Source organism: Pseudomonas sp. FP2196 (assembly GCF_030687715.1).
Taxonomy (GTDB): Bacteria; Pseudomonadota; Gammaproteobacteria; order Pseudomonadales; family Pseudomonadaceae; genus Aquipseudomonas.
In genome coordinates, this window is the sequence record NZ_CP117445.1 from 3918461 (window position 1) to 3932612 (window position 14152).

Below are 14152 nucleotides of genomic sequence, written 5' to 3' on the forward strand. Positions count from 1 at the left end.
GCCAGTCGATTGGATCCACGGATAGTTGGGTATATGTTTCGAAAGGTTGGTAACACGTCGGATCCTTTCACTCCAAATAGCTGTACGCGCCATACAAAATTGTTCAATGACCGCCCACTCTTGACCAACTGCGGTGGAAGGCCAGCGGCGCGTCTGGTTACACTAGCGCGCCGCGCTCCTGGGGAGCCGATTTTGACGAGCACGGAGTAACAGCAGTGATCGCCCAACCGCCGAAACGATCGCCACTGACCCAGCGCTGGCTGGCGTTGCGCCGCTTGTTCGGCAAAGGTCTGCCTGCCAGCGCCGGCCATGACGCCAGTGCCCGGTCGATCCGCGATTATTTCCGCAACAAGGCCCACGACCAGGGCTACACCCTCAGCCAGGGCCAGCAGCGCGTGATCGACTGCATGGCACAGCAAGCCAGTCTGCTGTTCGGCGCATCACGGCAGACGCCGCCGAGCCTGTACCTGTACGGCGACGTCGGGCGCGGCAAGAGTTGGTTGCTCGATGGTTTCTTCCAGGCACTGCCGATCACGCAGAAACGCCGCCTGCATTTCCATGAGTTCTTCGCGCAACTGCACCAGGGCATGTTCCGTCATCGCCAGCAGGACGATGCGCTCGCCCTCACGCTCGATGAGTTGTTGCAGGATTGTCGGGTGCTGTGTTTCGACGAGTTTCATGTGCATGACATCGGCGATGCGATGCTCATCACAAGGCTGTTCAAGGCGTTGTTCAAACGCGGAATTCTGCTATTGGTGACGTCCAACTATCCGCCGGAGGGCTTGCTGCCCAATCCGCTCTATCACGCCCGTTTCAAACCGGTGATCGAGCTGATCAACTCGCGCATGCAGGTCATGGAAGTCGGCGGGCCCCACGATTACCGCAGTCAGGCGCGCAATCACGCACATCAGGTATTCACCCACGGACTCTTCGTGTGGCCGGCCACGCCGGCTCAACGTCAGGCGCTGAATCTGCCTGCGCAGAATGCACCGCCCCAGCCGTTAACAGTCGGCACCCGCCAGATTCAGGCACGTTTGTGCGAGGGTCGGCGCGTCGGTTTTACCTTCGCTGATGTGTGCGATCAACCGACCGCGGTGATGGACTATCTGGAACTGTGTCGGCGTTTCGACCACTGGATCATCGACGATCTGCCGGAACTGGCTGAATGCTCGATCGCCGCGCAACAGCGCTTCATCAACCTGATCGACGTGCTTTACGACCAGGACAAACACCTGACCCTGCTCGGTAGACTGCCGCTGGGCGAAAGCCTGGCGGGCAACGCTATCGACCTGGCCCGCACGCGGAGTCGATTGGGACAGTTGCAAGAAGTGCACGCCTGATAACGTTCCAAAGATCTGGAGCAGCCTGCAACTACAGCTTTGCCGCTATCATGTCGCCCATTCCCAGCGCCCCCTCTATTGCGAAGACTTTCATGCACACCCTTGCTCAATTGCGCGCCGGCGAACTGTCGGGCATCACGCGGCTGGATCTGTCCTGCGGCCTGACCGAATTCCCGCCGGAGATCTTCGATCTGGCCGAAACGCTGGAGGTGCTCAACCTCAGCGGCAACGCCTTGAGCAGTTTGCCGGATGATCTGCATCGGCTGACCCGCCTGCGCGTGCTGTTCTGCTCCGACAACCAGTTCAGCGAACTGCCCGCCTGCCTCGGCCAATGCGCCGCACTGACGATGATCGGCTTCAAGGCCAACCGCATCGTCAATGTGCCCGGTGCCGCCCTGCCCCCGCTGCTACGCTGGCTGATTCTGACCGACAACTGCATCGAAACCCTGCCGAATGAACTGGGCGAACGTCCTTACTTGCAAAAACTCATGCTGGCAGGCAATCAGTTGCAATCGCTTCCGCAATCCCTGGGCAACTGCCATCGACTGGAACTGATCCGCATCGCTGCCAACCGCTTGACCGAGTTACCGCAGTTTCTGCTGACGCTGCCGAGCCTGACGTGGCTGGCCTACGCCGGTAATCCGCTGGAAACCGAAGCCGACGCCGCCGCCCTTGAAACCACGCCGCAGATCGACTGGACGGCGTTGCGTCTGGAGCAACAACTTGGTGAAGGCGCCTCCGGGGTGATTTTCCGGGCGATCTGGCAGCGCGCCGATGGCTCGGCGCAACCGGTCGCGGTCAAGCTGTACAAAGGCGAGATGACCAGCGACGGTTCGCCGCTGCACGAAATGAACGCCTGCATCACCGCCGGATTGCACCCGAATCTGATCCGGGTGGAAGGCCGTATTACTGGCCACCCCGACGGACAGCAGGGGCTGGTGATGCAATTGATTGATCCGAGCTTCCTCAATCTGGCGGCATTGCCGAGCCTGGCCTCCTGCTCACGGGACGTGTATGCCGATAATTGCCGGTTCAGCGCCGAGGTGGCGCTGCGCATTGCCAAGGGCATCGCTTCGGCAGCCGAGCACCTGCATCAGCACGGCATCACCCACGGCGATCTCTACGGGCACAACATTCTGTTGAACGATCAGGGCGACTGTTTATTGGGGGACTTCGGTGCGGCGTCTTTCCATGCCACCACGGACAACTTCGAAACCCACGCGCTGCAACGCATTGAAGTGCGGGCGTTCGGGATTTTGCTTGGAGAATTGCTGGCGCGCATCGACTCGGGGTTGAGTGATGATCGGCGTCAGGTACTGGAAGAACTGCAGCGGCGCTGCTGTCAGGCGGATGTGCCGGGGCGGCCGGGGTTCAGTGAAGTGGTGGAGGTACTGGAAAAGCAGTGACCGCTAGTCGGTCAATCGCGGGCAAGCCCGCTCCCACAGGGTTTGGTGGCGATCACAGAATTTGTGTACGACGCAATACCTGTGGGAGCGGGCTTGCCCGCGATGACAGTGCTACAAATGAAACAAATCAGCCAGCCAGGCCGACAAACATATCCTGCACGTCGTCATGGTTGTCGAGGCCTTCGAGGAACGCTTCAACCTCAGCCATCTGCTCATCGCTCAAACCGCTGACCGGGTTTTTCGGCTGGTAGCCAAGCTTGGCCGACAGCACAGTGAAACCTTGTTCCGGCAGGGCTTTCTGCACCGAATCCAGGTCGGTCGGATCGGTCAGGAACAGGGTCGCGCCCTCTTCACCTTCTTCAAAATCCTGGGCACCGGCTTCGATCGCGGCCATTTCCGGGTCGGCGTCCGGGGTGTCCGGCGAGGCTTCGATCATGCCCACATGGTTGAAGTCCCACGCTACGGAACCGGAAGCGCCCAGTTGGCCCTTGCGGAATGCCACGCGGATTTCCGCGACGGTGCGGTTGATGTTGTCGGTGACGCACTCGACGATCAGCGGCACCTGGTGCGGGGCGAAACCTTCGTAGGTCACGCGATGGTATTGCACGGTTTCGCCCAGCAGACCGGCGCCTTTCTTGATTGCTCGGTCCAGGGTCTCCTTCGGCATCGAGGCTTTCTTGGCCTGTTCGACCACCAGACGCAGGTGTGCGTTGGTGGCGGTATCGGCACCGTTGCGAGCAGCAATGGTGATTTCTTTCACCAGTTTGCCGAAGATTTTGCCCTTGGCGTTAGCTGCCGCTTCTTTGTGTTTAACCTTCCACTGTGCGCCCATTACTCACTCTCTTGATCTGTGGCGCCGAGACATCTATTGGCCGACGCGTGGCGGCAAGTTTATACGGCCTAAAGTCGGCAATCGACCAAAAAAATCCAATGCGGAATCGACTTCTTCACCAGTGCTTGTAGGGCAATTCTGAAAAACGCCTTTGACATAACCATTCAGCGCTGCGGTTTCGTACCCTCTGAGGCCCGTATTGCCTGACAGAGCCTGTTCGAATGCTCAATGACAAGGAAAGTCCGTTCACCCTTACCCTGACCGCCAGCGGGTTATGCCTGCCGGTGCTGCGTTTCAAAGGCGAGGAAGCGCTTAACCAGCCCTACCGTTTCGACATCGAGCTGATCGGCCTGGCACCCGCCGTGGCGCCAGGCACGCTGTTGCAGCAACCGGCATTTCTGCGCCTGGACGATCATCACGGGGTTCACGGCATCATCCACAGCGCCAGTTGCGAACATCGCGGAACGCACCGGATCGGCTATCGCCTGACAGTGGTGCCCCACCTGCAAAACCTGGCCCGGCGGTGTAATCGGCGCGTGTTCGTGCAACTGAGCGTGCCGCAGATTCTCCAGCAGTTGCTCACTGAAAATGCGCTGCCCAGCGATAGCTACCGGATGGAAATGACCGTGGGGCAATACCCGGTGCGGCCGTTCTGCATCCAGTTCGAGGAAAGCGATCTGGCGCTGCTGCACAGACTTTGCGAAGAGGAAGGCATCCACTATCACTTCGAACACCGGCCCGACGGTCACGTTGTAGTGTTTGCCGATGACAGCCTGAGCCTGCCGCAGGAACCGGCGCTGCTGCCGTTCAAGGCTGATGAGCAAGCGCCCTCGCCCACTATCAGTGCGCTGTTCCAGCATCACCACGCCGCGCCGATGCCGACGCTCCACGCCGTACGCAATCGAGGGCAGCAAACTCTCGGCGAAGATGCCGCCAATCAGAACCCGTCGAATCCGCCCACACCGCCGCCCTCGCTGGAACAGCGCTACAGCGAACAGCGCAGTCGTCGGCATCTGGAGCGACAACGTTGCCAGCATCGCTCGATCAATGGACGCAGCGACTGTATCGGCTTGCTCAGTGGGCATTTGTTGCAGGTGACGGAGCATCCGGTCAGCCACTTCAACGAGCAATGGCGAATCACCTCCATCCGCCACCATGGACAACATCCATCGATCCTTGACCCTACCCCGACGGTGCACCGTTATTACAACGATTTCAGTGCCCAGCCCTGGTCCACCGACTTTCGCCCGCCGCTCAAACAACGGCGCCCGAGTATCGCCGGCTATCATCTGGCGGAGGTCATTGGCACGCCGGGGCAAACGGCGCGGTTTGACGAACTCGGCCGGGTCGCCGTCAGACTGTGGCCCTCGCAACCATCACCAGCCACCGAAACCGAAGCGATCTGGCTACCGACCGCCATGACCCGAGCCAATAGCCGAATGACGCCTGATGAGTTGCCCGCCGCCGGCAGCGAAGTATGGGTGAGCTTCCTCGACAGCGATCCCGACCGACCGATTCTGTGCCTGGGCTACACCCGCAATCCGGAACCCCGGGCAACACAACCCGCATCCGACAGCGGTTTATTGCTCGACTGGCTGCTCAATCGCGCTACATGACCTGCACGAGCTGTCGAGTGAAACGAGGCTGCGACCTTTTGATTTCGCTTTTAACCATCAAGATCAAAAGATCGCAGCCTTCTGCAGCGCTTACAGAGATAAGTGGTGTACTCAGCCTTTGTCAGCCTTGCCCGCCGCCGCCGCGAATTTTGCCAGGCGCACGTCCAGATGCCGGGGCCGGCGCCCGTGGTCTTCGGCGCGTTCCTTGCGGCGGATGGCGTTGCGCACCATCAACGATCCGAGATAGCGGATCGGCTCCGGCGGGAAGTAACCCAGCGGCCCGTTGACCAGTGGCGAGCGCGTCCACGGGTTATCCAGCCCTTGCACCAAGGAGGCGAGAATCTGCCCGCCCATGTGACACGGCCCCACGCCGCTGCCGGAATACCCAAAACCGTAAAACACATTACCGCTGTTGCTCATCTGGCCGAAAAACGGCAGCCCCGTCACCGAGCGATCGGACGGCCCGTTCCAGGTTGCATCGACTTTGACATCAGCGAACGCCGGAAAGAAATCGCCAAGACTGCGCTTGAGCAATCCGGCATACGGCGATGGCTGATCGAACACGGGCAGCATCCGCCCACCATAAGCGAAGGTGTTGCCGCCCTTGCCGAGCATGATCCGGCCGTCCGGAGTGTTGTGGTAGTAGTGCACGAAAATCCGTGAATCAAGCACGGTGACGCCACTGGTCAAACCGATTTCCTGCAAAAGATCCGGGCGCGGTTCAGTGATCAGCATGTCGCTGGAAACGATCGCCACGCTGCGCTCGAACTGCGGAAACGCCCGGGCCATCCACGCGTTCATCGCCAGCACCACGCGGTCGGCGATCACGCTGCCGTTCGCGGTATGAATGCGCGCTGGCCGCCCCTCCTCCAAACCGGTCATCGCGGTGTTTTCGTGAATCTTCACCCCTAGTTGCAACGCCACCCGCCGCAGCCCGCGCACCAGTTTGCCCGGTTGTACACTGGCGGCAGCCGGGGAAAACCAGCCTTCCAGATGCTTGTTCGACCCAGCCATGCGTTGTACATCCGCGACCGGGCGCTGGCTGAACGAGTTGATGCCGTTGCGCTCCAGCGCCGCGATCACGGCGTCTGTCGAGCCGACCTGCGCGCGATTGGTGGCGGTGTACAGCGTGCCGTCGAGGCGGTAATCGGCATCGACGCCAAATTGCTCGCAGAATTCGCCGATGGCGTGGATGCTGCGCTCCGATTCCTTGACCAGCCGCACCGCTTCTTCGACGCCAAACAAGCGCTCGAGGGTGAAGTACTTGGCCGACCACGACAGCGCGCAACCGCCGTTTCGCCCACTGGCACCAGCGCCACAGATGTCGGCTTCGATCAACAAGACATCGAGTTCGGGGTTCTGTTGCTTGAGCATGATCGCCGTCCACAACCCGGTGTAACCACCGCCGACAATGCACACGTCACTGCGCACCTCGCCTTGCAGCGGCGGGCAAGTTGCGGACACATCGGCCTGCAAGGCCTGCTCCAGCCAAAACGGTCTCATGGGATTCTCCAGTCAGTTGGCCACGCCACAGCCTGCCGCGAGTGCCACAGCAGGCCGCGAGGCAAAGGGTTTCAGGAACGCAGAGGTTTGATCGTCAACGGGCAATTGGGGATGGACGCGCGCGGCTCCATCACGCCGACCGGACGGCTGTTCCAGTGTGGGATCAGCACCAGCGCCGAGAACAGTGCGCAACCGGCGAAGACGATGAACACCGTCACCGTATCGAAATAACCCGGCAGCAAACCGCCGAGCACCGCGCCAACCGAGCCGCAACCGTTGACGAATCCGGCAGCGGTAGCGCCAGCCTTGGCTTTACCGAAGTCGATAGCGGCCGCGCCGCTGATCATCGAGTCCGGGCCATACAGGGTCAGGCCCATGACAAACAGCAGCGCCACCACCAGCAACACACTACCGGTCTGCAAAGCGCCCATGAACAGCGCCAGGGTTACGGTCAGCGCCAGCAGACTCAGCACACAGGCCGGCATGCGCCGGGCGCCGAACAGTTTGTCCGAAGCCAGACCGATCAGGATCGGGCCCAGCAGACCGGCCAGTTCGAACGAGGTCGGAATGATCGCGGCCCCCACCTTGCCGACACTGGGCATCTGCTCAAAGACAATCACTGGCCCCCACAGCAAAATCGCGTAACGCGCCGGTTTCAACATGAAGTACGCCAGCCCCAGCACCAACACCGTGCGGTTGCGCAGGATCTCCTTCAACGGCTCCCAGACGCTGAGTTTGCTGTTGGCCTCGATCTCTTCAGCGCTCAGTTCCGGCTCGGGTTCCACTGCCGGCAGACCGACGTCCTCCGGTTTGTTGCGCTGGAAGATAAAGAACAACACCGCCACGACCGCGACTACCACCGCACTGGAAATAAACGCCGCGTGCCAGGTGCCGACCAGCGTGTACGCCCACCAACCGGCGAACGGCGACGCCACCAGACCGCCAAACGCATAGCAGGAACTCCACAACCCAAGCACTCGCCCACGTTGTGCGGAAGGGAAAAAACTGCCGAGGTTTTTGCACAACCCCGACCAACCGGTGGACTGCGCCAACCCTTGGATCAACATGCAGGTGGCGAAGATCGGCAACGTTGCAAAACTGCCCATCACCAGCGCCGCAGCAGCGGAAATCAGCAACCCGCCGAGCACCACGACCCTTGGGCCAAAGCGGTCGGCAAGCATGCCCCAAGTAAATTGGCCGATCGCGTAAGCCGCCAGATAGATGGCATCGAGATTGGCCATGGTCATTTTGTCGAGCATGAAGTTCGGGTCTTCACCGATGCCCAGCTTGGCCACCGAAAACGCTTTGCGGGTGAAGTAGAAAGCGGCGTACGCGAGCCAGGTAATAGCGAAAATCTGCATGCGCCAACGCGCAATGGTACCGATGTGCTTGTTCATTGTGGTTCTGACCTCAGGGTGTGAGTGTGCCGGCAGAATCGTTAAGTAAACGCCTGTGTTTTTTATTGTTGAGCACTGCGATATCACCCCATCCCTAAAGCGATACCGGTCAGATGAGTCCTGCTGTTGCACGCACAGGCTCATCGCCAGCGTTGCGGCCCGAACGGGCAGTCAGCGATGGCGTGAGCGGATCAAAGCAATTACTGTTTAATAAATAAAATCGATTTATCGTATTTCACTCATAAGCTCAGCTTGTTACTGGAGGCTTCATGTCGGTGTCCCACGCCCAGCTCAAAGCCTTCCACGCCGTGGCCGTGCATGGAAGCTTCACCAAAGCCGCCGAGCGGCTTTTCCTCACGCAACCGGCGATTTCCGACCAGGTGCGCAAACTGGAAGAACGCTTCGGCGTTTTACTGTTTCATCGTAATAAACGTTCCGTGCGTTTGACTGACCTCGGCGAACGCTTGCTGGCGATTACTCAACGCCTGTTTGTAATTGAAGCCGAAGCACAGGAGCTGCTTCAGGAATCCCAGGCCTTGCAGACCGGCAGCCTGATTCTGGCGGTGGATGCGCCGGTGCATGTGCTGCCGCAGATTGCACGGTTCTGCGAGCGCTATCCGGGGATCAGTGTGAAGATCGAAACGGGCAACACCGATGAATCGCTGTTTCGGCTGTTCAACTATCAGGCCGATCTGGCGCTGCTGGGTCGGGATGTCAGTGATGAACGTTTGCTCAGCGTGCCGCTGCGCAACGATCCGATGGTGGCGTTCGTTTCGCGCAATCATCCGTGGGCCGAACGTGAATCGATTTGTCTGGCGGATCTGGATGACACACCGCTGGTGTTGCGTGAACACGGTTCAGTGACGCGGCAGACACTGGAAGAGGAAATGGCCCGGGCCGGATTTCGCATTCGCCCCGCGATTCAGGTTGAGGGGCGGGAAGCGGCGCGGGAAGCAGTGGTTGTCGGGATTGGTGTGGGGGTTGTTTCGGCGGCGGAGTTTGGGGCGGATTCGCGGGTGTGTGCGTTGCCGATTACCGATTGCACCCGGCGGCTCACTGAAACACTGGTGTGTTTGCGTGAGCAGAGTTCACGGCGAGTGGTGGCGACTTTCCTCGATATGGTCCGCGAAAGCCTTGTGTAAACCGTGATGCCCCCATCGCTGGCAGGCCAGCTCCCACGGGGGTGTCAGTCGTTATCAAATGTTGCGCACACCATAGAAACCTGTGGGAGCTGGCTTGCCAGCGATGAGGGCCGCGCGGTGTATCAGACTGGCGCCAGACCAAAGAATGCCTGAATCAAGCGCAACTCCCGCCGCCGCTCCATGCAGCCGATCATGTGCCGATTGACCAACCCCTCGCCGACAATCGGAATCGCCACCACTCGTGGGTCATGGCTGACCTCCACCGACGACACCACCCCAACCCCCAACTGCGCCGCTACCGCCTCAGTCACCGCTTCACGGCTGTCCAGCTCCAGCAGCACACGCGGCTGGATCGACGCCTGCGCACAAGCCTGATCAAACGTGCGCCGGGTAATCGAACTCGGCTCGCGCAGCACCATGATCACCTGATCAAGCTCCTTGAGCTTCACCTCTGCGACACCCTCTGCCCAAGGGTGTCCGGCGGGCACCAGCGCGCAAATCCGAGATTCATTCAGTGCTTGCAGATGCAGTCCCTTGCGCGGCTCGACTTCAGTCAGCACCGCTACATCGGCGTGCTCCGATAACAGTGCGGCGAGGGTTTCCTGCGCATTGCCCAGACGCAGATTCACGGTAATCCCCGGATACCGCGCGCGCAGGCTGGCGAGCATCGGCATGACCATGTGCGGCCCATCAGCCGCCACTTCCAGGCGCCCGGTCAGTAACTGACGGTTGGCTTCGAGCATCGTCTGCGCCTCTTCGGCCAGACCGAACATGGCCCGGGTGATCGCTGCGAGTTTGGTGCCCTCCTCGGTCAGTTCCACCCGTCGCGCGGTACGCCGCAACAGGGTGATCTGGTAGTGCTCTTCCAGCGACTTGATGTGCCCGGTAACCGCCGGTTGGCTGATGAACAACCGCGCGGCGGCGCGGGTGAAGCTGCCTTCACGGGCGACGGCATCGAACGCCCGAAGCTGAAACAAGTTCATGAATAACTCTCACTGATGGCTGGCATAACAACAAACAATTTGATTGATACAACGGCGAATTGCAACGTATGCCCCGTAGCTTCATCCCACAGCGCTTCCCGAGGACACACGAATGAGTATTGCCGAACCCATCCTGCTCACTCCCGGCCCGTTGACCACTTCGGCCCGCACCCGCCAGGCGATGATGGTCGACTGGGGGTCATGGGATGATCGCTTCAACCAACTGACCGCCAGCCTCTGCGAGCAATTGCTGGCGATCCTCAACGGCGCCGCCACTCACCATTGCGTGCCGTTGCAAGGCAGCGGCACTTTCGCGGTCGAAGCGGCGATCGGCACATTGGTGCCACGCGACGGCAAAGTGCTGGTGCTGATCAACGGTGCGTATGGCAAGCGCCTGGCGAAGATCTGCGAAGTCTTGGGTCGCTCGTTCAGCACCTTCGAAACCGCTGAAGATGAACCGACCACTGCTGCTGACGTTGATCGTCTGCTGCGCGCCGACAGTGATATCACCCACGTCGCGCTGATCCACTGCGAAACCAGCACCGGCATCCTCAATCCGCTGCCGGAGATTGCCAACATTGTCGAGCAACACGGCAAACGCCTGATCATCGACGCCATGAGCTCCTTTGGCGCATTGCCGGTGGATGCGCAAAAAGTGCCGTTTGACGCGTTGATCGCCGCGTCCGGCAAATGCCTGGAAGGCGTACCGGGGATGGGTTTCGTCTTCGCTCGCAAAGAGGCGCTGGCCGCTGCCGCCGGCAATTCGCAGTCGCTGGCGATGGATCTGTTCGACCAGCACGCCTACATGCAGAAGACCGGTCAATGGCGCTTTACCCCGCCGACTCACGTGGTCGCGGCGCTGCACGAAGCCCTGCTGCAATACAACGAAGAAGGTGGCCTGCCGGCGCGCCATGCACGCTACGCCGCCAACTGCCAGGCGCTGATGGAAGAGATGTCTGCACTCGGTTTGCGCAGCTTCCTGCCGGCAGCGATTCAGGCGCCGATCATCGCCACCTTCCATGCGCCCAAAGACCCGCGCTATCAGTTCAAGGATTTCTACGAACGGGTCAAGGCCAAGGGCTACATCCTCTACCCCGGCAAACTGACCCAGGTCGAAACCTTCCGCGTCGGCTGCATCGGCCACGTCAGCCCGGCGCAGATGCGCGAAGCGGTCGCGGCGGTAGGTGAAGTACTGCGCGAGATGGAAGTGTTAGAGATCTGACCCACACCACCACTCTCCTCTAGGAGCGAGCCTGCTCGCGATAGCGGCCTGGCACCCATTTGGGTGTCGACTGACACGACGCCATCGCGAGCAGACTCACTCCTACATTAAATTGCATTCCAATACAGGATTCAGACCAACATGAACTACGCAAACCCAACCAAACTGCAAGCTGCCATCCTCGACTGGGCCGGCACCGTGGTCGACTTCGGTTCTTTCGCCCCGACGCAGATATTCGTCGAAGCTTTCGCCGAATTCGACGTGCAAGTCTCCATCGAAGAAGCGCGTGGGCCGATGGGCATGGGCAAGTGGGATCACATCCGCACCCTGTGCGATCAGCCGCAAGTCGCCGAGCGTTATCGCAAAGTGTTTGGCCGCACGCCCACCGACGATGACGTCACCGCGATCTACAACCGTTTCATGCCATTGCAGATCGAGAAGATCGCTGAGCATTCGGCATTGATTCCCGGCGCCCTGGAAACCATCGCCAACCTTCGCCAGCAAGGGATCAAGATCGGCTCCTGCTCCGGCTACCCGAAACCGGTGATGGATAAAGTCGTGGAACTGGCCGCCACCAACGGCTACGTTGCCGACCACGTGGTCGCCACCGACGAAGTGCCGAACGGCCGCCCATGGCCGGCGCAGGCACTGGCCAACGTGATTGCGCTGGGCATCGATGACGTCGGCGCTTGCGTGAAGATCGACGACACCGTGCCGGGCATTCTCGAAGGTCGCCGTGCCGGAATGTGGACCGTGGCACTGATCTGCTCGGGTAACGCGCTGGGTCTGGATTACGAGGGGTTCCGAGCATTGGGCAGTGATGAACTGGCCAGCGAACGCAAGCGCATCCACGCGCTGTTCGAAAGCTCGCGCCCGCACTACATGATCGACACCATCAGCGATCTGCCGGAAGTGATTGCCGACATCAATAAGCGTCTGGCCAATGGCGAGATGCCGCAGTCGAGCTGACCTGCCCCGCGCCGTATGAAAAAACGCCCCTGTCCTCGCGACAGGGGCATTTTTTTGGCTGCCCCTTGATTCAGCGCATTGAAAGACCGATCAGCCTCAGGCAAATCCGCCAAAGCGGATTACAGTTAAAACATGCCGTCGCCCAAGAACGGACCGTTTCGCCCCTGATCTGTGAGGAAACACCGTATGCCGTGGACAAGTTCCGAATCTCGCTACAGCACCGTGTCGGTCCTGCTGCACTGGTTGATGCTGGTGTTGTTGGTACTGGTCTACGCCAGCATGGAATTTCGCGGTCTATTCCCCAAGGGCAGTGGCGGACGCACGCTGATCAAAGAAGTCCATTACATGCTGGGCCTGACCGTGTTCGTGCTGGTGTGGTTTCGCCTGCTGGCCCGCAGCGTCGGCACGGCGCCAAAAATCTTCCCGGCTTCGCCGCAATGGCAAACTCTGCTGGCGCGGCTGATGCACTGGGCGTTGTACTTGTTCATGATCGGCATGCCGATTCTCGGCTGGTTGATCACCAGCGCCGAGGGGCATCAGGTGATGTTCTATGGTTTCGATCTGCCACTGCTGGTCAGCGAGGACAAGGCGTTCGCCAAACAGGTTGAAGGCTGGCATGTGTTGATCGCCACGGCAGGTTACTGGCTGATCGGGCTGCATGCGCTGGCGGGGATCTATCACCATTACGTGGTGCGCGATAACACGCTGCTGCGGATGATGCCCAAGCGCGGCTGACCCTCACGGGGTGGCCGCAAACCCGCGTCGCCCCTGTAAACCGCCGGTGTGCACGAAGATCAGTCGCGTGCCGCTGGCAAACCGGCCCGCTTCGACCTGCTGCTTGAGCGCCAGTAACGCCTTGCCGGTGTACAACGGCTCCAGTGGCACACCACTGAGTTGTTCGGTGATGTCGATAAACCCGAGCAACGCAGGATCGACCTTGGCAAAACCACCCCGGCTGGCGTCGAGCAACGTGTAATCCCCTGCTGACGATCCTGCTTCGCGAATGATCGCTTCGACGTGTGGCGCCACGCCATGATTGTCAGGCACGGCCAATGCGCCGTATACCGGATGCGCCCCGGCCTCCGCGAGCACCAGTCCTGCAAGGGTCGTCCCGGTGCCGCATGCCAGCCACCAACCGTGGTAATCGATCCAGCCCAGATCGCTCAACTGCGTATCGACCTGAACCTTCAGCGCCGCGCAGCCCAGTGCTCCAGGCAATCCCCCACCGCCCTCCGGCACCGCATGCAGCGCCGGATATTGCGCCTGCCACGGCAGCCAGAAACCCGGCTCATGCCGAGCCCGATAGCCGCCATAACCCAGCCAATGCAGCTGCATGCCGAATTTTTTCAGATCCTTCACCGTCGGCGTTTCCTGCGGATGCCCGCGCAACAGCCCCACAGTTTTGAACCCAAGCCGTTTCCCCGCTGCCGCCAGCGCATGCAAATGATTGGAATGCGCCCCGCCCAGACTGATGAAGCCTTCGGCGCCTGCACGGTCGGCGGCGTTGAGGTGTTCGATGAGTTTGAACCACTTGTTGCCGCTGATCAGCGGGTCGATCTGATCGAGGCGCAGGATCGCGACTTCGATTCCGGCGGTGGTGAGCCAGTCGAGCTGAAGCGGTTCGAGAGGGGCTTGAGGTAGCCAGTCGGAGGGAGGCAAAAGCATGGGCGGCGATTCGATCTGGACAGAGCCCGCATTCTAGTCGCTCATCAGCAGCCATCGCGAGCTTGCTCGCGAAAGCG

The 14152-nt window shown here is 60.5% G+C and carries 12 protein-coding genes; 7 read left to right on the forward strand and 5 right to left on the reverse strand.

From position 1 onward, the window contains the following. Positions 1–215 precede the first annotated feature (215 nt). Together zapE and PSH79_RS17495 are read left to right on the forward strand one after the other, a co-directional pair. On the forward strand, positions 216–1340 hold the full coding sequence (gene zapE, locus PSH79_RS17490; protein ID WP_305438673.1) for a cell division protein ZapE: 1125 nt from the start codon (positions 216–218) through the stop codon (positions 1338–1340). Positions 1341–1432: 92 nt separating this feature from the next. Further along, the gene (locus tag PSH79_RS17495) at positions 1433–2746 is read left to right on the forward strand and encodes a leucine-rich repeat-containing protein kinase family protein (RefSeq protein WP_305438674.1); all 1314 of its coding nucleotides are present in this window, start codon (positions 1433–1435) and stop codon (positions 2744–2746) included. Between the two features lie 127 nt (positions 2747–2873). Here the strand turns inward: PSH79_RS17495 and PSH79_RS17500 are convergent, their stop codons facing one another. Next, complete coding sequence (locus PSH79_RS17500; protein WP_305438675.1) at positions 2874–3578, reverse strand: YebC/PmpR family DNA-binding transcriptional regulator; 705 nt, start codon at positions 3576–3578, stop codon at positions 2874–2876. 221 nt (positions 3579–3799) lie between these two features. Here PSH79_RS17500 and PSH79_RS17505 point away from each other — a divergent pair, with 221 nt between their 5' ends. Next, complete coding sequence (locus PSH79_RS17505) at positions 3800–5194, forward strand: type VI secretion system Vgr family protein (RefSeq protein WP_305438676.1); 1395 nt, start codon at positions 3800–3802, stop codon at positions 5192–5194. Positions 5195–5305: 111 nt separating this feature from the next. Here the strand turns inward: PSH79_RS17505 and PSH79_RS17510 are convergent, their stop codons facing one another. After that, positions 5306–6697: an FAD-dependent oxidoreductase gene (locus PSH79_RS17510; protein WP_305438677.1), complete on the reverse strand. Its 1392-nt coding sequence runs from the start codon at positions 6695–6697 to the stop codon at positions 5306–5308. A gap of 71 nt (positions 6698–6768) precedes the next feature. Further along, positions 6769–8094, reverse strand: coding sequence for an MFS transporter (locus PSH79_RS17515; protein WP_305438678.1), 1326 nt, complete (start codon positions 8092–8094; stop codon positions 6769–6771). A gap of 269 nt (positions 8095–8363) precedes the next feature. Between PSH79_RS17515 and PSH79_RS17520 the strand changes: the two genes are divergently transcribed. Then, entirely contained in the window at positions 8364–9236 is an 873-nt protein-coding gene (locus PSH79_RS17520; RefSeq protein WP_187680472.1) for a LysR family transcriptional regulator, read from the forward strand. A 122-nt stretch (positions 9237–9358) separates the two neighbouring features. Here the strand turns inward: PSH79_RS17520 and PSH79_RS17525 are convergent, their stop codons facing one another. Beyond that, complete coding sequence (locus PSH79_RS17525) at positions 9359–10219, reverse strand: LysR substrate-binding domain-containing protein (protein WP_305438680.1); 861 nt, start codon at positions 10217–10219, stop codon at positions 9359–9361. A gap of 112 nt (positions 10220–10331) precedes the next feature. Between PSH79_RS17525 and PSH79_RS17530 the strand changes: the two genes are divergently transcribed. From PSH79_RS17530 to PSH79_RS17540, 3 genes are all read left to right on the forward strand, one after another. Next, entirely contained in the window at positions 10332–11441 is a 1110-nt protein-coding gene (locus PSH79_RS17530) for a 2-aminoethylphosphonate--pyruvate transaminase (protein ID WP_305438682.1), read from the forward strand. A gap of 141 nt (positions 11442–11582) precedes the next feature. Then, a complete protein-coding gene (gene phnX / locus PSH79_RS17535; protein ID WP_305438684.1) occupies positions 11583–12410 on the forward strand; it encodes a phosphonoacetaldehyde hydrolase in 828 nt (275 codons plus the stop codon). Between the two features lie 186 nt (positions 12411–12596). Continuing rightward, entirely contained in the window at positions 12597–13145 is a 549-nt protein-coding gene (locus PSH79_RS17540) for a cytochrome b (RefSeq protein ID WP_305438685.1), read from the forward strand. A gap of 3 nt (positions 13146–13148) precedes the next feature. On the opposite strand, the gene PSH79_RS17545 is transcribed toward PSH79_RS17540, so the two are convergent. Continuing rightward, on the reverse strand, positions 13149–14075 hold the full coding sequence (locus PSH79_RS17545) for a 1-aminocyclopropane-1-carboxylate deaminase/D-cysteine desulfhydrase (protein WP_305438687.1): 927 nt from the start codon (positions 14073–14075) through the stop codon (positions 13149–13151). Positions 14076–14152: the final 77 nt, after the last annotated feature.